This is a genomic window from Ruegeria sp. B1 (genome assembly GCF_056535885.1).
In genome coordinates this window covers 706123-729726 of sequence record NZ_JBQFJA010000001.1, presented here as the reverse complement: position 1 = coordinate 729726, position 23604 = coordinate 706123, and the positions used below count along the sequence as shown (strand labels likewise).

The 23604-nt window shown below is 57.8% G+C and carries 22 protein-coding genes; 7 read left to right on the top strand and 15 right to left on the bottom strand.

Annotated elements, in window-relative coordinates; genetic code table 11:
* Nucleotides 1–7: 7 nt before the first annotated feature.
* The 5 genes from aspT to ACR3ES_RS03575 form a co-directional block, all read right to left on the bottom strand.
* Complete coding sequence (aspT, locus tag ACR3ES_RS03595) at nt 8–1693, bottom strand: aspartate-alanine antiporter (protein ID WP_170431280.1); 1686 nt, start codon at nt 1691–1693, stop codon at nt 8–10.
* A 224-nt stretch (nt 1694–1917) separates the two neighbouring features.
* A complete protein-coding gene (locus ACR3ES_RS03590; protein ID WP_170431282.1) occupies nt 1918–3450 on the bottom strand; it encodes an alkaline phosphatase family protein in 1533 nt (510 codons plus the stop codon).
* Nucleotides 3451–3522: 72 nt separating this feature from the next.
* Nucleotides 3523–5358 (bottom strand): carbamoyltransferase family protein, encoded by a 1836-nt coding sequence (locus ACR3ES_RS03585; protein ID WP_480426429.1) that lies wholly within the window; start codon nt 5356–5358, stop codon nt 3523–3525.
* Between the two features lie 4 nt (nt 5359–5362).
* Nucleotides 5363–5512, bottom strand: coding sequence for a DUF5989 family protein (locus ACR3ES_RS03580; RefSeq protein WP_170431284.1), 150 nt, complete (start codon nt 5510–5512; stop codon nt 5363–5365).
* A gap of 17 nt (nt 5513–5529) precedes the next feature.
* The gene (locus ACR3ES_RS03575; protein ID WP_170431286.1) at nt 5530–5934 is read right to left on the bottom strand and encodes an SxtJ family membrane protein; all 405 of its coding nucleotides are present in this window, start codon (nt 5932–5934) and stop codon (nt 5530–5532) included.
* Nucleotides 5935–6139: 205 nt separating this feature from the next.
* Between ACR3ES_RS03575 and ACR3ES_RS03570 the strand changes: the two genes are divergently transcribed.
* Genes ACR3ES_RS03570 through ACR3ES_RS03555 form a run of 4 tightly spaced genes read left to right on the top strand, consistent with a single transcriptional unit; the run spans nt 6140 to nt 10056 of the window.
* Nucleotides 6140–7264 (top strand): ABC transporter permease, encoded by a 1125-nt coding sequence (locus ACR3ES_RS03570; RefSeq protein ID WP_170431288.1) that lies wholly within the window; start codon nt 6140–6142, stop codon nt 7262–7264.
* Nucleotide 7265: 1 nt separating this feature from the next.
* Nucleotides 7266–8072, top strand: a complete 807-nt coding sequence (locus ACR3ES_RS03565) for an ABC transporter ATP-binding protein (protein WP_480424810.1) — start codon at nt 7266–7268, stop codon at nt 8070–8072.
* A gap of 14 nt (nt 8073–8086) precedes the next feature.
* Entirely contained in the window at nt 8087–9403 is a 1317-nt protein-coding gene (locus ACR3ES_RS03560; protein ID WP_170431292.1) for an MlaD family protein, read from the top strand.
* Nucleotides 9400–10056 (top strand): ABC-type transport auxiliary lipoprotein family protein, encoded by a 657-nt coding sequence (locus ACR3ES_RS03555; RefSeq protein WP_170431294.1) that lies wholly within the window; start codon nt 9400–9402, stop codon nt 10054–10056. Before ACR3ES_RS03560 ends, ACR3ES_RS03555 begins: the two co-directional genes overlap by 4 nt.
* A 39-nt stretch (nt 10057–10095) precedes the next feature.
* Here the strand turns inward: ACR3ES_RS03555 and ACR3ES_RS03550 are convergent, their stop codons facing one another.
* The 3 genes from ACR3ES_RS03550 to ACR3ES_RS03540 are packed head-to-tail and all read right to left on the bottom strand — an operon-like array spanning nt 10096 to nt 14239.
* Nucleotides 10096–12030: a vWA domain-containing protein gene (locus ACR3ES_RS03550; RefSeq protein WP_480425546.1), complete on the bottom strand. Its 1935-nt coding sequence runs from the start codon at nt 12028–12030 to the stop codon at nt 10096–10098.
* A 29-nt stretch (nt 12031–12059) separates the two neighbouring features.
* Entirely contained in the window at nt 12060–12599 is a 540-nt protein-coding gene (locus tag ACR3ES_RS03545) for an RNA polymerase sigma factor (RefSeq protein ID WP_170431704.1), read from the bottom strand.
* A gap of 59 nt (nt 12600–12658) precedes the next feature.
* Entirely contained in the window at nt 12659–14239 is a 1581-nt protein-coding gene (locus ACR3ES_RS03540) for an FMN-binding glutamate synthase family protein (protein WP_170431298.1), read from the bottom strand.
* Between the two features lie 229 nt (nt 14240–14468).
* Here ACR3ES_RS03540 and ACR3ES_RS03535 point away from each other — a divergent pair, with 229 nt between their 5' ends.
* Nucleotides 14469–14882: a fluoride efflux transporter FluC gene (locus tag ACR3ES_RS03535; RefSeq protein ID WP_480424809.1), complete on the top strand. Its 414-nt coding sequence runs from the start codon at nt 14469–14471 to the stop codon at nt 14880–14882.
* Nucleotides 14879–15241, top strand: coding sequence for a fluoride efflux transporter CrcB (gene crcB, locus ACR3ES_RS03530; protein ID WP_170431300.1), 363 nt, complete (start codon nt 14879–14881; stop codon nt 15239–15241). The genes ACR3ES_RS03535 and crcB overlap by 4 nt, the downstream gene beginning before the upstream one ends.
* Here crcB and ACR3ES_RS03525 read toward each other — a convergent pair.
* Genes ACR3ES_RS03525 through ACR3ES_RS03495 form a run of 7 tightly spaced genes read right to left on the bottom strand, consistent with a single transcriptional unit; the run spans nt 15238 to nt 21771 of the window.
* A complete protein-coding gene (locus tag ACR3ES_RS03525) occupies nt 15238–16761 on the bottom strand; it encodes a DHA2 family efflux MFS transporter permease subunit (RefSeq protein WP_170431302.1) in 1524 nt (507 codons plus the stop codon). The two genes, crcB and ACR3ES_RS03525, sit on opposite strands and share 4 nt — an antisense overlap.
* Complete coding sequence (locus ACR3ES_RS03520) at nt 16758–17741, bottom strand: HlyD family secretion protein (protein ID WP_170431304.1); 984 nt, start codon at nt 17739–17741, stop codon at nt 16758–16760. Before ACR3ES_RS03520 ends, ACR3ES_RS03525 begins: the two co-directional genes overlap by 4 nt.
* A gap of 33 nt (nt 17742–17774) precedes the next feature.
* On the bottom strand, nt 17775–18101 hold the full coding sequence (locus ACR3ES_RS03515) for a cytochrome o ubiquinol oxidase subunit IV (protein ID WP_480424807.1): 327 nt from the start codon (nt 18099–18101) through the stop codon (nt 17775–17777).
* Nucleotides 18094–18726, bottom strand: coding sequence for a cytochrome c oxidase subunit 3 (locus tag ACR3ES_RS03510; RefSeq protein WP_170431306.1), 633 nt, complete (start codon nt 18724–18726; stop codon nt 18094–18096). Before ACR3ES_RS03510 ends, ACR3ES_RS03515 begins: the two co-directional genes overlap by 8 nt.
* Complete coding sequence (locus ACR3ES_RS03505; protein ID WP_480424806.1) at nt 18723–20813, bottom strand: cbb3-type cytochrome c oxidase subunit I; 2091 nt, start codon at nt 20811–20813, stop codon at nt 18723–18725. The genes ACR3ES_RS03510 and ACR3ES_RS03505 overlap by 4 nt, the downstream gene beginning before the upstream one ends.
* Nucleotides 20810–21469, bottom strand: coding sequence for a cytochrome ubiquinol oxidase subunit II (locus ACR3ES_RS03500; protein WP_480634686.1), 660 nt, complete (start codon nt 21467–21469; stop codon nt 20810–20812). Before ACR3ES_RS03500 ends, ACR3ES_RS03505 begins: the two co-directional genes overlap by 4 nt.
* Nucleotides 21463–21771, bottom strand: a complete 309-nt coding sequence (locus ACR3ES_RS03495) for a hypothetical protein (protein WP_480634685.1) — start codon at nt 21769–21771, stop codon at nt 21463–21465. Before ACR3ES_RS03495 ends, ACR3ES_RS03500 begins: the two co-directional genes overlap by 7 nt.
* Before the next feature lie 193 nt (nt 21772–21964).
* Between ACR3ES_RS03495 and ACR3ES_RS03490 the strand changes: the two genes are divergently transcribed.
* Entirely contained in the window at nt 21965–23203 is a 1239-nt protein-coding gene (locus ACR3ES_RS03490; RefSeq protein WP_170431312.1) for a lytic murein transglycosylase, read from the top strand.
* The last annotated feature ends 401 nt before the right edge of the window (nt 23204–23604 follow it).

The window sequence follows — 23604 nt, the reverse complement described above, 5'->3', positions numbered from 1 at the left end:
TTCGAAATCAGCTTAGGATCAGAACAACGACCATGCCAAAGATGGTCAGCAACGTGTTTCCGATTGCATAGGGCATACCGTAACCCAGCGCGGGGATGCGGCTCTGTGCGGCTTCCTGAATCATGCCGAGGGCCGCGGTCGTTGTTCGGGCGCCGGCACATGCCCCGAACAAGATGGCTGGGTGGAATTTGAAGACGTAGTGCCCGACATACACCGAAAAGATCATCGGCAAAGATGTCGCCAGGATGCCCCACAACAGCAAAGCGACGCCGGCCTGTTGCAGCCCGGCGATAAATCCAGGTCCGGCCGTGATCCCGATCACCGCAATAAAAACATTCAGCCCGAGAGTATTCATCAGCCACAGTGACGGGCCGGGAATACGGCCAAATGTCGGATGCACGGTGCGCAGCCACCCCAGAACAAGCCCGGCCAGCAGCGCCCCTCCGGTGGTCGACAGGCTGATAGGGAACCCGCCCATCATGATGGCCAGCGTGCCTACCAGACCGCCGATAAAGATACCCCAACCTACGAATGCCAGATCTGTCGTATCGACCGGACGATCCGCATATCCGATTTCTGCGATCGCGGCCTCGACATGACGTTTGTTGCCCAAGACCGTCAGGATGTCGCCACGATGCACCACCGTGCCGGGCAACAGCGGCAATTCGACCATGTTGCGCATGAGTTTCGAGACATAAACACCGCGCGCTATGGGCTGTTTGCCAAGCTGTTCCAGCGTCCTTCCATGGACCTCTTTGCTGGTGATCAGAACGTCCAGTTTTTCCGAAGGAATGCTCAGCAATTCAGGCGCATCTGCTTCGCGCAGGCTGGTTTCCAGCAGACCCACCAAATCCGCGCGCCGGCCCGAGAACATGACGATATCGCCAGCCTCCAGCATTGTGTTGTCATCGACCTCGATGATCTGATCGCCGCGCTTGATCCGCTCCGCATAGATCCGAACGCCCGGCAGCAGGTCCTTGACCGGCTGGCCCAGCAGATCACTGCCGTCGGGGATTTCAAATGCCCGCGCTTCGATGGCGCGGTAGCCGGATACGATTCCATCACCGGTTTCAACGGCCGTGGCACCCCCCAGTTTGGCCTCATATTCCTTGCAGGCTGCGACCAGATCGACACCGATCAGCCTGGGTCCGATCTTGGCCAGAATGATGGCCGACCCGATAGTGCCATAGATATAGGTGACGGCATATGCGATTGGGATCTGATTGGCATAGGTCTGCGCCTGTTCGGATGACAGACCCAGCTGATTGATCTGATCTGTTGCCACACCGATGGCCGCCGAAATAGTCTGCGATCCGGCATACAAACCGGCAGCAAATCCAAGCTCAAGCCCCGCGACTTTGGCCGAGATCAACGGCACAATCAGGCAGAGCGCGAGAACACTGAGCGCAAAAAGCACCTCGCGCGCGCCGTCGGCCTTGAGACCACGAATAAACTGCGGGCCTACACCATAGCCAACGGCAAAGATGAACATGATGAAAAACGTTGATTTAACAGCGGAATCGATGTCGATATGCACTTGGCCAATCACCACGGCCGCCAACAGGGTGCCGGTGACCGACCCAAGACTGAACCCCATGAACTTCCAGGGTCCAACCAGAAATCCGATGCCAATGGACAGGAACACCGCAAGTTCGGGGTAGGTCTGCAAAACGTTTACAAACCAGTCAAACATGACTCACCTCCCACGCATCAAACGACACGAACGACGTGCCGGGCACGCCAGAAACCCAAGGGCCGGGAAAGCTGTGCGGGCGGAACGAGTGATCTGCAGTTCGCTCGCGATTTCACCTTGGCTGCCCGGCGGTGTTAAATCAAACCAGAGTAATCAAAGGTGACGATATCGTAAGATGCGAATTTGTCTAGGATTTTGGGTCGCCGTCCGATTGGGGTCACCGCCTAGAACCGGGACTGAGATTTCGCACCCATCGGCGTGATCGAGTGCAGTGACAATGTGTGGTCCATATTGCGCATCCTGTGCCGCAGCATCTGCCGTGACAGCCGGGCGAGGTCCGTCGCGAATTCAGGCTTGTCCGCGACGTCCTCAAGCTCTCCCCTGCCTTTTTGGTCAAACAGAAGGGGCGGCAGATCGGCAGCGAATTCAACCAGCGTGAACCGTTCGTCGCGCAGGATGCCCAAACAGGAGTCGCTGTTGCCAGTTCCCAGGTGCTTCTGCCACAGCGTCGGGTTTTCGGGTTCGCAAAAGTCCAGTTCGCTGAAAGAGTATGTGCGCCAAACTTCCGGATACTCACCGCGCAAGAGCGGCAGCAAAGATCGCCCGTCCATCGCATTCGGAGCGGCCTGACCCACCCAATCCAGAATTGTCGGCGTGATGTCGATGGATTCTGTTGGCACGACAACCCTGGCCCCGGCACGCGCCGTGTTGCCGGGCATCCGGATCATCAGCGGGGTGTGGTACGCCGCATCATACACCGTCATTTTGCCCCAGCTGTGCCGGTCACCCAGCATTTCGCCATGGTCCGCCGTGATCACCAACAATGTGTCGTCATATTGACCGCTGTCTTTGAGGTACTGAACAACCCGCCCGATATGGTGATCCACCTCGGTCGCCAACCCGAGATAGACGGCCCGCAGGGTTTGGATGTTTTCATCTGTCGGCGGGACATCAGCAAAGCCAAAAACAACACCCGCCGCAGAGTTAGGGCTGAGCTTGGGTTCAAAAAACGGATGTAGGGCGCGTTCGTCATCGAGCGTGGGCAGCCGCTGCGGCAAGGGAATCCCCGCCGGATCATACATGTCATTGTAAGGCGCCGGAGCAACCAGCGGCGGATGGGGTCGGATGTAAGTCAGATGCGCAAACCAGTTCTCGCCTCGGTGCGAGGCAATCCTCTCCAGAAATGCATCGGTCAGAAACGCAGTGTCACTGTCTTCGGCCCGATACAGGGCAGGGTCATTCAGTTTCGGAGCGGTGCCGTCACGAGAAACGGGTCTATAAACATCCCAATAATTTCCAAACGCATAGCCCTTTTTCATCAGGTGCGCGCGCCACGGATAGGACTCCTCGAGGCGCATTTCGACAACCTCGAGAAATCCATCCATCGATTGCTCATAAGACGTCAGGACCGGGTCACTCGGGTGATGAACACGCGGGTCGGCGGAGGTGTCGGTATAGCCAAAGAGCATCGGCAGGTACCCTGCCTTGCGCATTTCCGTCGCGATATTTGCTGTGTCATGGCGCAGCGGCGTTCCGTTGCGCACCGAGCGGTGGTTCATGGCGTATTGACCGGTCAGGATCGACGCACGCGATGGGCCGCAGGGGTTGGTGACCGAATAGTGGCGGGTGAACGTCACCGCCTCATCCATAAAGGCCCGCAAGTTCGGCAAATCGACATGTGCCGCCAACGCCCCGGTCAGGCAATCGGCCCGCAACTGGTCGACGATAATGAACAAGACGTTTCCGGCCTGGCGCATGGCACGATCCCCGTTTCCGCACCCGATATTCAGATGCGGACTGTGTCGCGGTTCCCGTGTGCATGCAACAGGTTAGTCGAGCTCGTATTTCGTCTCGTAATTTTCCTTGAGCGCAGGATCCTGTTCTTCCTTGCGCAGCAGGCAGTTACCGATAGACAAGACCTCGATATCCGTGCCCATGAAGCATCGGAACGCGTCCGTGGGGGTACACACAATCGGCTCGCCGCGCACGTTGAACGATGTGTTGACGACCAATGAGCATCCAGTCAGTTCTTTGAACTTGGAAATCAGCGCGTGGTAGGCCGGGTTGGTCTCTTCATGCACGGTCTGGATACGCGCGGAATAGTCCACATGGGTCACAGCCGGAATGTCGGATCGTTTTACGTTCAGTTTGTCGATGCCGAACAGGGCGTTTTCCTCATCGGTCATCTGGCGCCGGATGCGGTCCTGCACATCCGCCACGATCAGCATATACGGGCTGTCGCCATCCAGTTCGAACCACTCACCGACGTCTTCGCGCAAAACAGACGGTGCAAACGGGCGGAAGCTTTCGCGGTACTTTACCTTCAGGTTCAGAGTCTTCTGCATCGACTCCGAGCGTGGGTCGCCCAGGATTGAGCGGGCACCGAGTGCACGCGGGCCAAACTCCATGCGTCCCTGAAACCAGCCAACGGCTTTTCCATCCGCCAGGGCCTGCGCGGTCTGGCTGACCATTTCGCCGTTTTCGTATGTTGTGAACTTTGCGCCCGCCTTGGTCAGTTCCGCAGCGATTGACTCGTCCTCGAACCGAGGCCCGAGATACGCGCCCATCATCTGGTCGCCCGGCAACACCTCACGCGGGTTCCCCAACTCCTGATGCCACGCGGCGTAGGCTGCCCCCAGCGCTCCTCCGGCATCGCCAGCGGCTGGCTGAACCCATAGATTGTCAAAGGCACCGTCACGCAGGATTTTGCCATTGGCCACGCAGTTCAGGGCAACACCCCCAGCCATGCACAGATTTCGAATGCCGTGCTCCTGCGCCAGGTCGCGGGTGATGCGCAGCATGATCTCCTCGGTCACGGCCTGAACGGATGCCGCGATATCCATGTGAAACTGTGTCAGCGGATCGGTTTCCGGTTTCCGAACCGGATGGCCAAACAGGTCCTCCAGCGCCTGGCTGGTCATGGTCAATCCAGCCGTATAGTTGAAATACTTCTGGTTCAGGCGGAAGGAGCCGTCCTCTTTCAGATCAACCAGATGTTCAAGGATCAGGTCTTTGTATTGCGACACGCCATATGGCGCGAGGCCCATGACCTTGTATTCGCCAGAATTGACCTTGAACCCTGTGTAATAGGTAAATGCGGAATAGAGCAGGCCCAGAGAATGCGGGAAATGCAATTCCTTGACCAAGGTCAGCTCGTTGCCACGCCCGATCCCCACAGTGGTCGTCGCCCATTCCCCGACACCATCCACGGTTAGAACAATCGCCTCTTCGAACGGTGAGGGATAAAACGCACTGGCCGCATGGCTAACGTGATGTTCCGTAAACAGCAGCTTCTCGATCGGGAAATCCGGGTCGAATTTGCGAAGCTGTTTGTTGAGCAGATCCTTGAGAAACAGCTTTTCACGCAACCACACCGGCATCGCCATGCGGAAAGAATTGAACCCGCGCGGAGCGACCGCGATGTAGGTTTCGATCAGCCGTTCGAACTTGAGAAACGGTTTGTCGTAAAACACGACATTGTCGACGTCAGCAAGCGTAATGCCCGATTCGGCCAACACGTATTCAATGGCCTTCTCGGGAAAGCCGGGGTCGTGTTTGCGGCGCGTAAAACGCTCTTCCTGCGCGGCGGCAACAATTTTGCCATCGCGCAGCAAGGCGGCTGCGCTGTCGTGATACAGCGCGGAAATGCCCAGAATATGCGTCATAAGATCAGAATAGCGTGTAAATGAACGGCGCAATAGCCGAACCTTGGCTGAGCACAATAAGCCCGCCGAACACGCCCAAAACGATCAGGATCGGCAGCAGCCAAAACTTTTTTCTTACTCTCATGAATGACCAGAGCTCGGAAACAAATGTCACGCCCGGTACTCCCTTCTTTAAAACTGTTGTTTCATGCTGCCGGGCTGATCCTTGCGATCCACCCAGTAGCTTTTTGCCGAACTGTCCAATTTCTCTGACAAAAGATCCTTACCCAACAGGCGGGTAACAATGCCGAACGGCACAAAGGTCGTGATGAACACCAGAAACATCACGATTGGTGCCACGACAGCCCCAAGCAGCATGCCGAATTTAAACCATAGCCGGTTTGGCTTGGTCAGCGTGTGCGGCGCGAAAAAGGTCAGCGCCAGAATACCGGTCGCGATTGCCAGTGGGATCCAACGGACCGACCCGCCGCCCCAAACGGGCCACAGTGCGATGATCAGAAACACGGCTGTAAAGACAAATCCAAAGCCCCGTTCAGAGCCAATTTCGACATCAACGTTGGAGTGATGATCAGACATAGGACACAACCGAACAACAAAACAAATAACTGGCGCAAGAATACCATCACCGACAGTCGAAACAAGTGAATTAGGTCTCACATTGTAGGATTCGTTTACCTAAGCCACGGTCATGTGTCGCAACCAGGCACTCCTGTGAGAACAAATCCGGTTTCCCCGGCACAAAGCCGTTGCAGCACGCGCATGTTTCACTTCACATAGCTGCATGACGCGTCCGACAATAACATCCGAGCATGACGCCGATGGCACCCGTGTCCGCATTGCCGGCCAGATGCTGACGCAATCGCTTGAAGCCGTCGAAAATGCCTTTGGAAACATCCAGCCAACCGGCGGGAAAGTCACGGTAGACTTGTCGGGTGTTGAAGCGTTGGACACAGGCGGCGCTTGGCTGGTGGCCAACATGGCGCAGCGGTTCACGTCCAATGGCGCAGAGTTACAGTTTCAAGGCGTCCAACCCGCACATGCAGCGCTGATCGATACCGTATCGCACAATATCCCGGATAAGCCCGGTAAAGTTGCCGCGCCGCGCAGTTTCGTCGAATGGGTGGAAAGCGTGGGCGAGCGCACTGTCGGCGCATGGAAAGACACTTTATCGATTCTCGGTTTTTTGGGGCTGACGTTACATCGGCTTGCACGAACTGTTGTCATGCCCTGGAGACTGCGCCGCGCCGCCCTGTTTACGCATATGGAAGAGACCGGGTTCAAAGCTTTGCCGATTATTGCCCTGATGGGGTTCCTAATCGGTGTTGTGCTGGCCTTTCAGGGGGCGACCCAGCTTAAGCAATTCGGGGCAGAGATTTTTGTCGTGGAACTGATCTCGATTTCGGTCCTGCGTGAGCTCGGTGTTCTGCTGACGGCCATCATTGTTGCGGGCCGGTCCGGCTCGGCCTTCACCGCATCAATCGGGTCCATGAAAGTGCAGGAAGAGATTGATGCGATGCGGACACTCGGCCTGGACCCGATTGAAGTTCTGGTGATCCCGCGCGTTGTTGCCTTGCTGATCATGCTGCCGATCCTTGCGTTTGTGGCAGACATGGCGGGATTGTTCGGCGGCGCGCTGATGAGTTGGATCGACCTTGGCGTCAGCCCCGGCATGTTTGTGACCCGGCTGAATGAAAACACAGGTGTCTGGCAACTGGGCGTCGGCCTGATCAAGGCTCCATTCTTCGCCTTGGTCATTGGCGTCGTTGCCTGCTGGCAGGCGATGCAGGTCAAAGGCTCGGCACAAAGCGTGGGTCAGAGAACCACCGCCTCGGTCGTTCAATCGATCTTCATGGTAATCGCCATCGACGCACTGTTCTCCGTTTTCTTCTCGCAAATCGGGGTTTGAGATGGACGGAACGGTTCAACATCAGACCACCCAAGCGGACGCGCAGCGCGAGGCCGTGATCCGTGTTCGGGGTCTGAAAACGCAATTTGGCCCGCAAGTGGTACACGAAAACCTGGATCTGGACGTCTGGCGTGGTGAGGTTCTTGGTATAGTCGGCGGCTCGGGCACCGGGAAATCTGTTCTGTTACGCACGATTGTCGGGCTCAACACACCAGTGGCCGGCAGTATCGAGGTTCTGGGTGTGGATGTCCTGAACGGGCCCGAAGAAGATCGCCGCCGGATCGAGCGGCATTGGGGCGTGGCCTTTCAGGATGGCGCGTTGTTCTCCTCGCTGACTGTCTTGCAGAACGTGATGGCGCCGCTGCGCGAACATACCGGGATCAGTGAAAAGCTGATGGAATCCCTCGGCGCGCTCAAAATCTCGCTTGTCGGGTTGCCACAGCTCAGTTGCGGCAAGTTTCCTGCGGAGTTGTCGGGTGGCATGCGCAAACGTGCTGCGCTGGCGCGGGCACTGGCACTGGACCCCGAAATCGTCTTTCTGGACGAACCAACCGCCGGTTTGGACCCGATCGGCGCGGCCACCTATGATAATCTGATCGGAGAGTTGCAGCAGGCGCTTGGTTTGACCGTTTTCATGGTCACACACGATCTAGACAGCCTTTATGCCAGTTGCAACCGCGTTGCAGTTCTTGCGGAAAAACGCGTGCTGGTTGAAGGTCCGATTGAAGAGATGACCAAGGTCGATCATCCTTGGGTTCAGGAATACTTCACAGGCCCCCGCGCCCGCGCGGCGCAGGAGAAGGGGTAAAACAGGTAGAGGCGATGGAAACCCGAGCGAACTATATCCTGATCGGCGCGTTCACCCTTGCGGGTATTCTGGGCGCGTTTGCCTTCTTCCTGTGGCTAGCAAAATTCGAAGTCACCCGCCAGTACGCCTATTACGATATTCTTTTTGACAACGTGTCGGGCCTCTCGGCCGCCGGGGGCGTCAGTTTTAATGGCCTGCCGGTCGGACAGGTGCTTTCGCTCAACCTAGATGACGACGATCCGTCCAAGGTCAGGGTGCGGATCGAGGTGGATGCCGATATCCCCGTGACCGAAGACACGGTTGCGCAACTGCAATCGCTGGGTGTGACCGGCGTTGGATACGTTGAACTGACCGGCGGGTCTGCCTCGGCCGAACGTTTGCCCGAAGACAGTGTTATCAAAAGCAAACGCAGCACGATCCAAACGCTTTTCGAAGGCGCCCCGAAGCTTCTGGATGAAGCGATTACGCTGCTTCAGGATTTGAATTCCGTCGTAAATGATAAGAACCGTCAGGCTGTATCCGATATCCTGGACAATTTGGCCTCGGCCACCGGACGGCTGGACAAAACGCTGTCGGATTTTGAATCCGTTTCCAGCGATATTGGTGGTGCAGCCAAAGATATCGGTGAGTTCACCAAGCGTCTGGAACCTTTGGTCGACACCGCCAAGACGACACTGGAAACCGGGAACGATACCCTGAATTCCGTCAAGACGGCATCGGAATCCGCCAAAGAGGCGCTGGACGAGGCTAAAACAACCCTCGCCACAGCCGACCGGGTGATGCAGGAAGACATCCGGCCGTTTATCGAGCGAGGATCGGCATTGGCCGAGCGGCTGACCAAATTGTCTGAAGAGGGCAGCGTCACGCTGGAGATCGTCAACGACACCGTGCTGAACGCAAACACCACGCTTGGCTCGATCACTGCGGCCATGGACACGGCGAAGGAAACTCTAGTTTCAGCCGAGCGGGCCTTTGACTCCGCTAACCGGGTTATGGAAGAGGATGTGGCCCCGGTCGCAGAGGATATCCGCAAGGCAGCAAATCAGGTCACCACGACCGTTTCAAACATCACCGAAAAGATCGACAAAATCTCAGACGATGTGCTCAGCGCGTCGAATTCCGCATCGGAACTGATGGGCACGATCGACGGGATCGTGCAAAGCAACCGCCGCCAGGTCTCGGATTTCCTGCGGGTTGGCCTGCCCCAGTTTGTGCGTTTTGTCGAAGAGTCACAAAGGCTTGTCATCAGCCTCGACCGCCTTGTAGACAAGATCGAGCGTGACCCGGCCCGTTTCCTTCTGGGCACGCAAGCATCGGAGTTCCGCCAATGATTAGGCCATTCATTCTGTTTCTGATGATTGCGTCGCTTGGCGGCTGCGCCGGTTTGGGAACACTGCAACAGGCGGCCAAACCCAATGATCTGTATCTGCTGACACCCAAAAGTACCTTCTCGTCCTCGTTGCCGAAGGTTCAAAAACAGATCGTGGTTCAAGAGCCGACGGCGACAGCGGCGGTAGACACCGACCAGATTGCAATTCAACCAACCCCACTACAGGTGCAGTATTTGCCGCGCGCACGTTGGGTTGATCGCGCACCACTGATCGTTCAGGCCTTGCTGGTCGAGAGCTATGAGAACTCAAACAGAGTGGCCGCCGTTGGGCGTTCGACCGTAGGGTTGCGGGCCGACTACATCATCGTGCCAGACCTGCGCGAGTTTCAGGGTATCGTCATCGCGGAAACTGAAAACTCAAAGACCGTGCGGGTCGAAGTGCGCATGAACATCAAGATCATCGATGAATTCGAGGATAAGATCATCGCCTCCAGCTCGTTTCAGGAAAACGTTGTAGCGGCGAGCGACCAGACGCCTGATCTGGTCACTGCGTTTGACGTAGCCCTGGGCAAAACCATGCGGGACGCGGTCGAGTGGAGCGTGCGCCGGATCAACTCTCACGCCGCAAGCAACCCGCGTCCTTCATTGAACTGAATAGAGAGGGGCGACAGAACACTTTCGCCCCCCTTGAGTTCATTGAGACAGCGTGTCCGCCAATCGCATCAGGGTGACCGCTTCGGATCTGTACCCAAATCTGTCCTGACCCTTGGCCCCGTTCGCAAGGGCAATGGCATCGTCATAGCTCCAGTCGTCCAGATATACGCCGCCGCGCAGCAACTGCCCAAATCCAGCAATCGCGTAGGAGAACCGAACATCGTCGTTTGACGCGCCCTGCACCGGTAATATCGCTTGTTCGATCAACTGACTCTGCTCTTTTCCCGGGGTTTTGTATCGGAGCCTAAAAAATCCGATCTCATCGGATGTCTGCGGTTCGGTTTGCGTGGCATAGCGCAAGGGCGCGTTGCGGGTCGCATCTGATCCCACGGGCGTAACCTCGTAGATCGCGGTCACAGTGTGGCCTGCACCGATGTCGCCCGCATCCACCTTATCATTCGAAAAGTCCTCGCGGCGCAGGGCCCGGGTTTCATAACCAATCAGCCGGTATTCGGCGATGTGTGCGGGGTTGAACTCAACCTGAATCTTCACGTCATTGGCAATCGGGAACAAAGCGCCCGCCAGTTGATCAACCAACACCTTGCGCGCTTCGCTCAGCGTGTCGACATAGGCTGCCTGCCCGTTCCCGTGCTGGGCCAGCGCCTGCATGATTGCGTCATCCAGATTGCCCCGGCCAAATCCCAACACGCTCAGATAGGTGCCGCTGTCGCGTTTTCCGGAGATAAAACCTTCCAACGCCTCAGGATCTGAAAGCCCCACGTTAAAATCGCCATCCGTGGCCAGGATCACGCGGGTCACGTCGCCGTCTGCCGCCATGCTTTCAGCCACCTGATAGGCCTGTTGAAGTCCGGCTTGCCCGGCAGTCGAACCACCAGCTTCCAATTGCTCCAACGCGGTCAAAATCTTTGCGCGGTCCGTGGCGACCGTCGGTTCCAGCAGCTGACCGGCGCTACCCGCATAGGTCACGATCGAGACGTGATCCTCGGGCCGCAGTTCGGACAGCAACAGGCGGAAAGATTGTTTGAGCAAGGGCAGCTTGTTCGTGTCCTGCATCGAACCGGACGTGTCGATCAGGAACACGAGGTTCAGCGGCGGCCGATCCTCAATCGCAGGCAACGCGCCCTGAATACCGATATGGACAAGCTGCGTCCCTTCGTTCCACGGCGTCGGGGTCACCGTAATCGTCGAACGAAACGGAGCGTCGCCATCGGGTGCAGGGTAACTGTATGGAAAGTAATTCACCATCTCTTCCACCCGCACCGCGTCTTTCGGCGGCAGGTGACCGTTCATCAGCGAAGACCGGACGATGGAATACGAGGCCGTATCAACGTCGATCGAAAACGTGGACACCGGCTCTTCGGTCGTGACTTTCAGCGGATTCGTATCGGTGTTGGCGAAGGCTTCGGTGTTTGGGCTTAGGCCCACTCCGCCGTCGTCAATCACAGGTGCAACCATCGGAGAGGTGCTGTCTCCGGAGGGTGTACCGTAAGACAGTTCAAATCGCCCTGCATCCTTCGAGAACTGCACTCCCGAAGACTGTTTCGGCGCTGGCGCAAGTGCCTCTTCAACAACAACCGGGGCCTCGACAATCGATGCTTCCAGATCGGGACCTTCGGCCTCTGCAAGTAAAGAGGCATCCTGTTCGGTTTGCGGTTGCGGAGCCGCCAACCGGCTTTCGCTTCGAGATGTCGGGTTCACCACAATATCCCGAGCTTGCGGCACGATCATCACCAAAGCGACGGCGGCAATGGCCGTGGTCGCGGTCAGCGCGCCGCGCTGTGAAAGGGTGTTCAACATGGACTTCGCTCCTTCTGTCAGGCGGGCCATTGGACCTCGCTGAACAGTGGGACGTTTCCCGGCACGCGATCCTTGGGCGCGGGCGAAGTTTTTCTGCGCCAGTTGCAGGTTTTCGGCGCGACGACGCGCATCAGGGGCGGGCATCGCAGCTTCCATGTGCCTTTTCAGATCGTCAAACTCGTCTGTCATTGCGCCAGCTCCTCTTGTCGCAATACGCGCAAACGCTTTCGGACTTCGGACATCCGCCAGGACACCGTGCCCTGGGACACGCCCAAAACCTTGGCGGCCTCGGCGTGCGTCATCTCTTCGTCGAGTGTCAGGGCCAGCGTGTCCCGCAAGTCCTGCGGCAGCGCGCGCATTGCGCGGTGCAGCCAATCGACAGTTTCCGCGGTTTCAACGGCCTCGGCGAGGCGTAGCCGCTCGACCTCACCCCAGCCGGATGCAGCACGATCATGGCTGGCGCTGCGCCGCCGGGCGTCTTCGGCGGCATTTACGACAACCCGGTAGAGCCATGTGGTGAATTTCGCCTGAGCCCGGAACCCTGAAATCTTGGCCGGTAATGCTGCGCAGATATCCTGCGTCAGGTCCTCAGCCTCATCGGTACGTCCGGTCAAACGAAAGGCCAGCCGAAAGATCCGGTCATAGTGCCGCGCGAGCAGTGTAGCGAACGCATCCGCGTCGCCACCAACTGCCGCCAGGGCGAGGTCTTCGTCCGAGGTTTTCATCCGCATCACGTTTGTAAGACGGATGGAAAAGGTCAATCCTTGGCAGCCTGGCCAAAAAATCAGAAATGGGTGGCTGAGGCGCGGGTCCAATCGTCGGCGAACTCCTGCGGGATCGCATCTGTCAGCAAAGCGCCCTCGTCGATAAACGTATAAAGCTCCGCATAGGAACGCTCGCGCTCATCTGCTGTGCGGCGGCGGATATCACCCGGACGCAACTCCGAAACCGTCTCTTTGCCCATCGCGCCAAGGAGCTCACGAAAGCTTTCCAGCGTCGCATCGTGAAAACGGTGCACCCGCTGGCGTTTCTGCGGGACATTCACTGCACGTCCTCGGATCGGGTCCTGCGTCGCCACACCGGACGGACAGCGGTTCGTGTTGCAGTGCAAGGCTTGAATGCAGCCTACCGCAAACATCATCGCCCGGGCTGCGTTACACATATCCGCCCCTAGCGCGAACTTTTCGACCATGTCGTAGCCGGTCGCCACCTTGCCAGAACAGATAATCCGGATTTTGTCGCGAAGCCCGACGCCGCGCAGGCAGTTGTTCACAAAGATCAGGGCCTCGTTCAGTGGCATGCCCAGACGGTTTGTAAACTCCACGGGCGCCGCGCCTGTGCCACCCTCGGCCCCATCAATGGTGATAAAATCCGGAAGGATGTCGGTTTCCAACATCGCTTTGCAGATCGCAAGAAACTCAGACCGGTTGCCGATACACAATTTGAACCCGATGGGTTTGCCGCCGGACATCTCGCGCAAGTGCTGTACGAATTGCATCAACCCGGTCGGGCCGTCGAAAGCGGAGTGAATTGGAGGAGAAATCACATCCTGATGCTCGGGCACGCCCCGGATCTCGGCGATCTCTTTGTCGACCTTCGCGGCGGGCAGAACGCCCCCATGCGAAGGTTTCGCCCCCTGGGACAGTTTGATTTCGATTGCCTTTACGACGTCCTTTTTGGCTTTTTCGGCAAACGCATCTTTGTCAAACCCGCCCTCAGGGGTCCGACATCCAAAATAACCGGTTCCGATTTGCCAGATGATGTCACCGCCCTCGGCCAGGTGATGCGGCGACAACCCGCCCTCGCCAGTGTTATGGGCAAAGCCGCCGTCCTTGGCACCGCCGTTCAGGGCGCGGATTGCGTTTGCACTGAGCGCGCCGAAACTCATCGCCGAGACATTCAGGCGGGACGCACTATAGGGTTTTTCACATTGCGGACCGCCCAGCATGATACGCTCTTCGCTTTCTGGAACCTCTTTGGGGGCCAGCGAGTGGTTGGCCCGGTGATACCCCACCGTCATGATGTCGTATTGGGTGCCAAAGGCCTGGGTATCCACCTGACCCTTGGCGCGCGAATAGACCAGCGCCCGGATGATCCGGTTATAGGGCCGTCCGCTTTCGTTGGTTTCTACGAAGTATTGGCGTATTTCCGGACTGACAAACTCCAGCATGTAGCGGAAATGCCCCAGAACCGGATAGTTGTTCAGAACGTTGTGCTTGGTGGTGAGCATATCATAGAGGCCGACGACCGCATAAGGCACGAGAACAACAAGGAACCAATGGGCTGGCGGCCAGTAAAAGCCCAGCACCACCACCAAGGGCAGACACACATAGCTGATAAAATAATAGAGTCTGCGTACAACCATTCCTGATCCCTCTGGGTGGCGCCAATGTGGAACGCGACCTTGATTCATCCCTGCGCCCAAGTCGCGCCGACTTGTTCAAACGTGGAACAGTTTGGCTTTTAATTGCAAGCATTTGTGCCCGCATGCGCCTGAACAGACGCATTTGTGAAGCGCCGTTCGGGGTTTGGCCCCGGTTGATCCGGGTCAGGTCAGCCTGTAAGGCCATAAGACAGCAAAACGGGCCGGATACGTGACGGAACAGAAAACACGACCAGCAGTCCGGGGGCATATCCTGATGTTCGCGGCCGTGTTTGTTGGCGGTGCTGCAGGGTCGCTGCTGCGTGAGGCGTTTTCGCTGACCATACCCGGCGCGCCCTTTTTGACATCAACTTTCGGCATCAACGTCGTCGCCTGTTTCATTCTGGGCTGGCTCTATTCCATTCGCCACAGGGTGCACGCCCATGTCCTGCATCTTGGTGCTGCTGGGTTTTGTGGCGGTCTGTCCACCTTTTCGTCTTTTGTGGCAGAGCTGGAACGGCTGGCAGAAACCAATCTCTGGACCGTGCCCGCAGCTGCGGGATTCGAGATCGTCATTGGCCTTGCAACAGCCGTATTGGGTGAAGCCTTGGGGCGCCGCTTTCAGCGTGCGAGGCGTTCCGAATGACCGACCTCTTTCTGCATGCGATGTTTGGATTGGGCGGCGGTTTGGGCGCAGTATTGCGTCATTGGCTTGCGCTGCGGGTCAACCACGACCTGCCGCTGTCCACCCTGATCGTGAACGTGCTGGGCAGCTTGCTACTGGGGCTTTGGATTGGGTTCCTCGGTGGACCGGTTGAGATGGGTGAAGAGGAAAAGCGTTTGGTTTTCGGGTTCTGCGGTGGCTTTACCACCTTTTCCAGTTTTGCCTATCAAACGCTGGAGCTGAGGCGTGAGCGGACGCTTGTTTTGGCCGCCGGAAACATCCTGATCAGCCTTGTGCTGTGCTGGCTGGCCCTGTGGCTGGGGCTGATCCTGACCGGTTAATGGGCCTGGACCGTGGCTTGTGTACCCGGTTTCGGCGCGCGGCAGAAAAACAACAAAGGGATCGTCGCCAGAGCTAGGAGCCCGAGATTGTTGAACACGGTCAGATACGAGATCATTTCGGCCTGACGCGCGATCTCCTGCCCCAGAATGGCCGCACCCTCTGCACTGTCCGGTGTCAAACCAAGCGGCTGTAAATAGGCCTGTGCCGCCGGGTTATAGGGCGTGACATTCTGGCTCAACACCGCCGTGTTTGTCTGCAATCCGCGCACCACCCACGTGCCGACCAGCGAGATGCCGACCGATGATCCGAGCTGGCGGGTGACATTGAACAGCCCCGACGCCTCATCCTGCCGGGTTTTGCTGATGCTTTCGAAGGCCAAAATTGACATTGGCACAAACACCAGCCCCATACCCAGACCGCTGACGGCACCGGGCCAGGCCACCTGCCAGAAGCCTGCGTTCAGGTTCAGCCCGCCCAGCATGAAATTCCCGACCGCAGTGAGCAACAAGCCGGCGCCAGCAAGGATGCGAGGATCGAACCGGCCGACCAGCACAGCGCCGGTCACCACCATGGACAGGCCAGCCGTGATGCCGCGGGGGATGAACAAATGACCCGAGTCGATGACCGGATAGTCCAGCAGATTCTGCACAAAGGTCGGCAAGATGGCGATACCTCCGAACAGGGAAATCGCAAAGCCCGCGATGATCAGGTTGCACAGGGCAAAGTTGCGATCCGCAAACAGGCGAAGATCAACCACCGACGTTTTCGATATCAGCGCATGATAAATGAAACCAAGCGCGCCCAGGACGGATGCGATCACCGCCACCTGTATGACGCGGGACGACAGCCAGTCCTTGGTTTCGCCCTGATCCAGAACGAACTGCAGGCACCCAATGCCGATGGCCAGCAAGGCGAGGCCTTTCCAGTCGATCCTGACGTCTTCGGTTTCATCCTCCGGCAGTTCCCCGGCCAGCAACAGCAGCGCCATCGCGGCGATCGGAAGATTTACAAAGAAGACCATCCGCCATGAAAAATACTCGGTCAGGATCGCCCCTACTGTGGGGCCCAGAACAGGCGCCACAACAACACCTAGACCGAAAACCGCCATTGCCTGCCCGCGCCGCTCGCGCGGAAAAGAGTCGAACAGAATGGACTGCGACAACGGGATCAAAAAAGCGCCGAACATGCCCTGCGCCAGACGGAACGCGACCATGGTCTCTAGGCTCCAGGACAAGCCACACAAGACTGACATCGAGGCAAAGCCGGTTATCGCCGTCAGGATCAACCGACGTCGCCCGATCCACCTGGCGACGAACCCGGTAAGTGGCATGACGACAACCGCCGAGACGATGTAGCTGGTCAGAATCCACGTGGCTTGATCCGTCGTCGCCCCAAAGGCCGCCTGAATATGCGGCAAGGCCACGTTGACAATCGTACTGTCGAGCACTTCCAGAATGGCGCTACAGACCACGGCGACAACGATCACCGGATTGACATGGCTGGCTGCTGTCGCGGTCATTGACCCATTGCAGGGGTGGTGGTGTCAACCACGACCATACTGCTGCCGCCGACTCGTAGCGGTGCGTCAGTCGGATCAAGTTCAATTCTGATCGGGAACCGACGCGTGACCTTAACCCAGTTTCCGCTGGAGTTCTCGGACGGCAACAATGAGAACGTGTCGCCGGACCCGCGCCCGATCGAGGCAACTTTGCCCGTCAGTGTCATGCCCGGCAGCATGTCGACTTTTACGGTCACCGGCTGCCCCGGGCGGATACGCGGAAGAGAGGTTTCTTTGAAATTGGCATCGACCCACCAATCCGCAGCCTCAATAATCGAAAACTGTGACAGGTTTTCTGAGACCGTGGATCCCGGTCTCAGGGTCAGATTGGCAATCCACCCATCCGCAGTTGCGTAGACTTTGGTCCATGCAAGATTGGCCTTATCAATTTCCAACTGCGCACGCGCCGACAAGACGCCGTCCTGCTTTTCCGCCAGGATGTTTTGCAGCGCCAACAGAGCTGATTGACTGGCGGTCAACCGCGCCGAGGCTTGGGCAAAGTCCGAAGTTGTCTGATCCAAAGAAGCCTGTGCAACATCACCCGTCGAAAATAGAACTTTGGCCCGATCCAGCGCCTTTTCCGCCGTATCGTAGGACGATTGCGCGCTTTCTACCGTCGCCTCTGCCGCCGCGATCTGTGTGGCAAAAGACTTTGCCTCTGCCTTTGCACCTTCCAGATCGGCCGTAGACTGGTCAAACGCCGCCTTGAACTGTGTATCGTCAATCGTAAACAACAGATCGCCGGACTTAACCGACTGGTTTTCGGTCACGTGCACCTCTGCCACCTGTCCGGTCACCTGTGCCGCAACGTATATTATGTTCGCCCCAACATAAGCGTCCTTGGTCGACGGGTATCGCTCGTCATGCCGCCAGTACAGGACCAAACCTGCGGCGATGGCACCCAGCATCACAAAAACCGCGATGACCTTCAGGGATTTCATACGCGTGTCCTTTTTGTCCTTGGGGCAGACTTCCTACATAGCGTGCATGTGCATACGCACTGCCAGATTGCCCAGAATCCAAACCGTTCCGAGAATAATGATCAACAAAACCAGGGTTGAGAATAGGATCAGGTCCAGATCCTCCCGACTGCTGCGGCGCCGGTCGATATGCAGAAAGTAAACCAGCTGCACGATCAGCTGAGCCAACCCCAGCAGTCCGATGGTCAGATAGACCCCCCGGGTTTCGATGCCAAAATGGTAGGCAATTGCAAACACCGCCAGCGTCAAAAGCAGCGAGCCTCCATAGCCTATGACATAGCGGCGGCGTTCACGGCGGTGCATCTCGGAGCGTTTATCCATAGGTGAGCCCCCCGAAGTAAACGATTGTGATAATGCCGATCCAGATGAGATCGAGAAAATGCCAGAACAACGCCAGGCGCACGACGCGCGACATCACCAGATCGGTCAGTCCCATGACGCGCAATTGAATACCCAAAACGATCAACCACACACATCCCGCCGCGACATGCAGGCCGTGCAAGGGAACCAGACCGTAAAAAGCCGACAGGAACCCGCTGCGTTGCGGCACCCCGCCTTTTTCGGCCATCGCCATGAAATCGCGGATTTCCAGAACCAGAAAGCTGATACCCAGCACAAGGGTCACACCGAACCAAAGAACAATGCGTGCCCGGGGCAGATTGTACTTCAGCGCCAGCATAGCCAGACCAACCGTCAGGCTGCTGGTCAACAGGATCATGGTCTGGGCAAAGATGCTTCTCAGGTCGAACAACTCGTGCGGGCCGGGTCCACCGGCTTGCGCATCAATCATGGTGATGTAGACAGCAAACATCAGGCCGAAATAGACCAGATCGCTCATCAGAAAGACCCAGAAACCAAAGGTCACGACCTCGGTGGCCTTGTGGGCACTCGCGTGACGTTCGCCAAGGTTTATGCCGGGATAGCTGTGCGTCGGTGCGCGTTTCATGTCACCGCCTCCAGATCGGGCCGGGCCAGTCCGCGGTTTTCCGGGGCGGTTTCATGGTCACGATCTACCGCAGTCGAGTTTTGCACCAGCGTCAGCCATGCCTCGTGCTCTTTGCGCACCTCTTCGGCCGGGATAACAATTTCGGTGCTGGTGTCAAAGCTCCAGACAATGATCGACAGGATGATCAGGACGGTCACCAGCGCTGCAAGCCACCAGATCCACCAGACCAGCGCAAACATCCAGACGCCGCTGAGCACGCACAGGATAAACCCGATACCGGTGTTACGCGGCATATAGATGTCTTCATACGCTTCCGGTTTGGGATACGCATCGCCGCGTTCCTTGGCGGCCGCAAAGTTGTCGCGGTCTGTCACATTGGGAATGATCGCGAAATTATATGGCGGCGGCGGGGCGGGGATCGACCATTCCAATGTGCGCGCATCCCACGGGTCCCCGACGGGCACGCGGGTCTTTTCCCGATCCCGGATGCTGACCCAAAGCTGGACCAGAACAGACAGCAGCGCAGACAGGATCACCAGCGCCCCGATCACCGCGATGATCATATAAGGATGAAAACTGGGGTCTTCCCAGCTGAACGACCGGCGTGGCATCCCCATCAGGCCAACAAAGTACAGAGGCAGGAAAGTGAGCATAAACCCAACCGTCCACAAAACCACCGTCACGCGGCCCCAAAAGTCGTTCAGGCGGAAGCCAAACGCCTTTGGGAACCAGTAATTATAGCCCGCCAGCAACCCGAACAGCACACCCGGCAGCAGCACGTTGTGGAAATGCGCGACCAGAAACAGCGTGTTGTGAACCTGATAATCCACGGTGGGATTGGCCAGGATCACACCGCTGAGCCCGCCAATGACAAACAGCAGCAGAAAGGCCAGCCCATACAGCATGGGAACCGAGAACCGGATGCGCCCACGCCACAGCGTTGCCATCCAGTCATAGACTTTGACCCCTGTCGGAATGGCGATCAGCATGGTGGCGATACCAAACACCGCATTGATCAGCGCGCTTTGACCCATGGTGAAGAAATGGTGCAGCCAAACGGTGAATGACAGCACGGCGATCGACATGGTGGCAATGACCAGCGAGTTATAGCCGTAAAGACGTTTTGCCGAGAATGTCGCGAACACTTCCGAATAAATCCCATAGGCGGGCAGAACCAGCAGATAGACTTCGGGGTGGCCAAACAACCAGAACAGGTTGGCATAATTCATCATGTTGCCGCCGAGATCGTTGGTGAAAAAATGAAAGTCCAGATACCTGTCGGCGGCCAGCAACAGGGCGGCGACGCCCAACGGCGGCATCGCAAAGACAATCAGGATCGAGCTGCAGATGATCGTCCAGCAATACATCGGCAACCGCATGAACTTCATGCCCGGTGCGCGCAATTTGTAGATCGTAACCGCGAAATTGATGCCCGTCAGTGTCGTGCCGATCCCCGAGACAACGATGGCCCAGATCCAGTAGTCCGGTCCCACACCCGGATTGAAAGCCGCGCCGGTATAAGGCGGATACGCCGTCCAGCCGCCGGTCGAAAACTCACCCACGACAAGCGAAACCATCAGCATCATGCCCGCCGAGACCGTCAGACCCAGACTGATCTGGTTCATAACCGGAAAGGCCACGTCCCGCGCACCGATCATCAGCGGCACAAGGAAATTCGCCAGACCGAACACAAACGGCACGGCCACGAAAAAGATCATGATCGTGCCGTGGGTGCTGAACAGCTCGGCAAAATGCTCGGCCTCCAGAAAACCATCGCCCGGTCCGGCCGCCTGCTGGGCGCGCATCACAACACCTTCGAGAACACCCCGCGCCAGCATCACGATGGCAAACACGATATACATGATACCGATTTTCTTGTGGTCTGCGCTGGTCAGCCAGTCCCGCCAAAGCGGCCCCCACAGCCGGAACCACGTCAGCAAACCCACCACCGCGACAACGCCGACGATAACAATGCCTGCCGCCGCATTGGCGACAATCTCATTGGTGTTGGGGTCCTGAATCAATCCAGTGATAGGAAAGGCATCCCAGTTGAGGCGGCCAAAGAACCCGGACTCGGTGGTCGTCATTGGCTGGCCTCCTGCCCGTATTCGGTTGTTCCAGGCTGCTGGTTCAGGGGCAAAGGCTCGCCGCTGTGATACCGGTGCAGGATGGTGTGGAACAGATCGCCCTCATCCAATTTGAAATAGAGCGCGTTATCCGGCATCTGGGGCGTCCCCAGAGCCGCCTGAACCTCATCTCGGTCGGTACGCATGGCAAGTGTCTGATATGTCGTTGCGTCCAAAAGGATACCGTTTGCTCGAACCTTGTCGACCCAAGCGTCGAAATCATGGAGCTCCATCGCAACGGTTTCAAATTTCTGCTTGGTGAAACCGCGCCCATTGTATTGCGTGTTTTCGCCCTGCATTTGCTCGGGCCGGTCCGCCACCAGATGCAACTGGGTCGTCATCCCCGGCATCGCATAGATCTGACCGGCCAGCGCTGGGATCATGAAAGACTGCATAACCGTATCGGTCGTGAGCGTCATCGCGACCTGTTGCTTGATCGGAATGCCCAACTCTCCCACACTGGCGATTCCAAGTTCCGGGTAGATAAACAACCATTTCCAATCCAGACCGACAACCTGCACCTGCAGCGCCGGTTGCTCGCCAAAAGGTGCGGAATACGGGTCGAGACGGTGCGTGGACTTCCAGAGGTAATACGACAGGAGCGCAACGATCACCATCGGCACGCCCCACATAAGAAACTCAAGCTTTGCGGAAAAATCCCAGTCGGGGCGATACGCTGCTCCGCCCCTTTTCGGCGGCGGTACCGCAGCGCAATGAGCGGAACCAGCACCAGCACGGGGATGACCGCGATCAGGATCAGCCCGGTTGCCCGGATCAGGTGCGTTTTCTGAACCGCCGCAATCGGTCCTTGCGGGTCCATGAAACTGTCGCTTGCCCCCGCCCCCTGTGCCGTGGCCATCAGAACCGCAGATGCCGCCAACAAGACGGCCAGCGCGGGGGACGTTCTGAGTGTGGCCATACCTGACGGTCCTCTCCTGCCCTTGGTTTCGCCCAACTATCCGCAAAGGCAGCGATTTTCTCAAGGCTTTTTCCCGGCTTGCGATGGCCCGTTGCTATCGCGGCTCAACCCTGGGTTACAGCCGGGTTTCCCTGTGGCAGACCAAACGGCTTTCAGTTGACTTGCGCCGCAGACCGGGACAGACATCGTGGTGATGCGTATTTTTCTTGTGATTTTCTTCGCATTGGCAGCCCTGGCCAGTGCCGCCGGCGCGCAGGACCGCGCGGCAGTCGAGCGTCAGTTTCAGACCTGGCTGCAGAACACCATCTGGCCGCAGGCCCGGTCCCGGGGCGTTTCGCGCGCCACGATGGATCGGGCATTTTCCGGCGTGACACTAAACTGGGACTTGCCCGACCTCGTGCCGCCCGGCAGCACCGCCAAGACCCCAAAGGCACAACGTCAGGCCGAGTTCGGTGCACCAGGGCGTTACTTCAACGCAGGGTCCGTGAGCGGCGCAACGTCGGTCGGCCGCAAAATGGCCAAACGCCACGCCGCAACGCTGGCACGGGTCGAGGCGGACACCGGGGTGCCGGCGCGTATCATTCTCGCCATCTGGGGTCGTGAAAGCGGCTATGGGCAGGTGCCCATTCCGCACAATGCCTTTGAGGTTCTTGCAACCAAAGGCTTCATGAGCACCCGTTCAGAATACTTCGCAGCCGAACTTGTCGCTGCCCTCGAAATTGCCGAGGCAGGTCACGCAAAAGGCGGCGTGCTGAACAGCAGCTGGGCCGGGGCCTTGGGGCAACCGCAATTCATGCCGTCCAGTTTTCTGGTCTATGCGGCAGATGGCGACGGCGATGGGCTGTCTGATATCTGGGGGTCGGCTGATGACACGATCGCTTCAATCGGCAACTACCTTGCACGGCATGGATGGGTCGCCGAACGCGATTGGGGGTTCGAAGTGGCAGTGCCGCAATCCCTGTCCTGCGCCCTGGAGGGACCGGATCAGGGGCGGTCCTTTCGCGACTGGTCCGCCATGGGTATCGCCCGCGTCTCGGGCAAACCGTTCCCTCCGCATGAAATGGCCGGAGAAGGGTATCTGATGATGCCCGCAGGCCGCAGCGGACCGGCCTTTCTGGTTACACCGAATTTCTACGTGCTAAAGGAATACAACAAAAGCGATCTGTATGCCTTGTTCGTCGGTCATGTGGGGGACCGCATCCAATACGGCGTTGGGGATTTCAGCGGGCGCTGGGGTCAGGTCGACGACTTGTACCGATCCGATATCGCTGCCATGCAGCGCGCGCTGGAACAGCAAGGTCACGATGTCGGCGGGGCCGATGGCCTGCCCGGCTTCAAAACCCGCCGATCAATCGGACGCTGGCAGGAAGCCACCGGCCGCGACCCCACCTGCTTTCCCGAAAAACGGATGAAGTCCGCCCTGACACCGTAGCCACGGTCTCCTTTCGAGTGCAGATTTCCGAGCCCGCCCGCCGCGCTTGGTGATTCGCTCTATCCGGTCACCGGTCGACAAACATCGTGACCAATAGCTCAACCGCCAACACACCTTTGGGCGGGCGGGGTCTAACATAAATACGGCAATGACACTCTGATCGGTCATAATGTTTCAGCAGCCCCCGCAGTTTGGTTCTTTTCCTCCCTTGGTTGAATAAATCCGGGCTGAGTCTTTAACCTTTGCGTAAATAATGCCACGTTCCGGCGCAGTGAAAGACAGCTTTCGCATTCACGTTCAGACAACAGACCGGAAGGCATTGACGCAGTGCGCATTGCGACCACGTATCGCCATTCTCGCTCAAGGCTGAATTCCGATCCATGTCAAAAAGGTAACCGGGC

Coding starts and splice junctions, on each gene's coding strand:
- aspT (WP_170431280.1), bottom strand. CDS start 1,693: ATGTTTGACTGGTTTGTAAACGTTTTGCAGACCTACCCCGAACTTGCG.
- ACR3ES_RS03590 (WP_170431282.1), bottom strand. CDS start 3,450: ATGCGCCAGGCCGGAAACGTCTTGTTCATTATCGTCGACCAGTTGCGG.
- ACR3ES_RS03585 (WP_480426429.1), bottom strand. CDS start 5,358: ATGACGCATATTCTGGGCATTTCCGCGCTGTATCACGACAGCGCAGCC.
- ACR3ES_RS03575 (WP_170431286.1), bottom strand. CDS start 5,934: ATGTCTGATCATCACTCCAACGTTGATGTCGAAATTGGCTCTGAACGG.
- ACR3ES_RS03570 (WP_170431288.1), top strand. CDS start 6,140: ATGACGCGTCCGACAATAACATCCGAGCATGACGCCGATGGCACCCGT.
- ACR3ES_RS03565 (WP_480424810.1), top strand. CDS start 7,266: ATGGACGGAACGGTTCAACATCAGACCACCCAAGCGGACGCGCAGCGC.
- ACR3ES_RS03560 (WP_170431292.1), top strand. CDS start 8,087: ATGGAAACCCGAGCGAACTATATCCTGATCGGCGCGTTCACCCTTGCG.
- ACR3ES_RS03555 (WP_170431294.1), top strand. CDS start 9,400: ATGATTAGGCCATTCATTCTGTTTCTGATGATTGCGTCGCTTGGCGGC.
- ACR3ES_RS03550 (WP_480425546.1), bottom strand. CDS start 12,030: ATGGAAGCTGCGATGCCCGCCCCTGATGCGCGTCGTCGCGCCGAAAAC.
- ACR3ES_RS03545 (WP_170431704.1), bottom strand. CDS start 12,599: ATGAAAACCTCGGACGAAGACCTCGCCCTGGCGGCAGTTGGTGGCGAC.
- ACR3ES_RS03540 (WP_170431298.1), bottom strand. CDS start 14,239: ATGGTTGTACGCAGACTCTATTATTTTATCAGCTATGTGTGTCTGCCC.
- crcB (WP_170431300.1), top strand. CDS start 14,879: ATGACCGACCTCTTTCTGCATGCGATGTTTGGATTGGGCGGCGGTTTG.
- ACR3ES_RS03525 (WP_170431302.1), bottom strand. CDS start 16,761: ATGACCGCGACAGCAGCCAGCCATGTCAATCCGGTGATCGTTGTCGCC.
- ACR3ES_RS03520 (WP_170431304.1), bottom strand. CDS start 17,741: ATGAAATCCCTGAAGGTCATCGCGGTTTTTGTGATGCTGGGTGCCATC.
- ACR3ES_RS03515 (WP_480424807.1), bottom strand. CDS start 18,101: ATGGATAAACGCTCCGAGATGCACCGCCGTGAACGCCGCCGCTATGTC.
- ACR3ES_RS03510 (WP_170431306.1), bottom strand. CDS start 18,726: ATGAAACGCGCACCGACGCACAGCTATCCCGGCATAAACCTTGGCGAA.
- ACR3ES_RS03505 (WP_480424806.1), bottom strand. CDS start 20,813: ATGACGACCACCGAGTCCGGGTTCTTTGGCCGCCTCAACTGGGATGCC.
- ACR3ES_RS03500 (WP_480634686.1), bottom strand. CDS start 21,469: ATGGTGATCGTTGCGCTCCTGTCGTATTACCTCTGGAAGTCCACGCAC.
- ACR3ES_RS03495 (WP_480634685.1), bottom strand. CDS start 21,771: ATGGCCACACTCAGAACGTCCCCCGCGCTGGCCGTCTTGTTGGCGGCA.
- ACR3ES_RS03490 (WP_170431312.1), top strand. CDS start 21,965: ATGCGTATTTTTCTTGTGATTTTCTTCGCATTGGCAGCCCTGGCCAGT.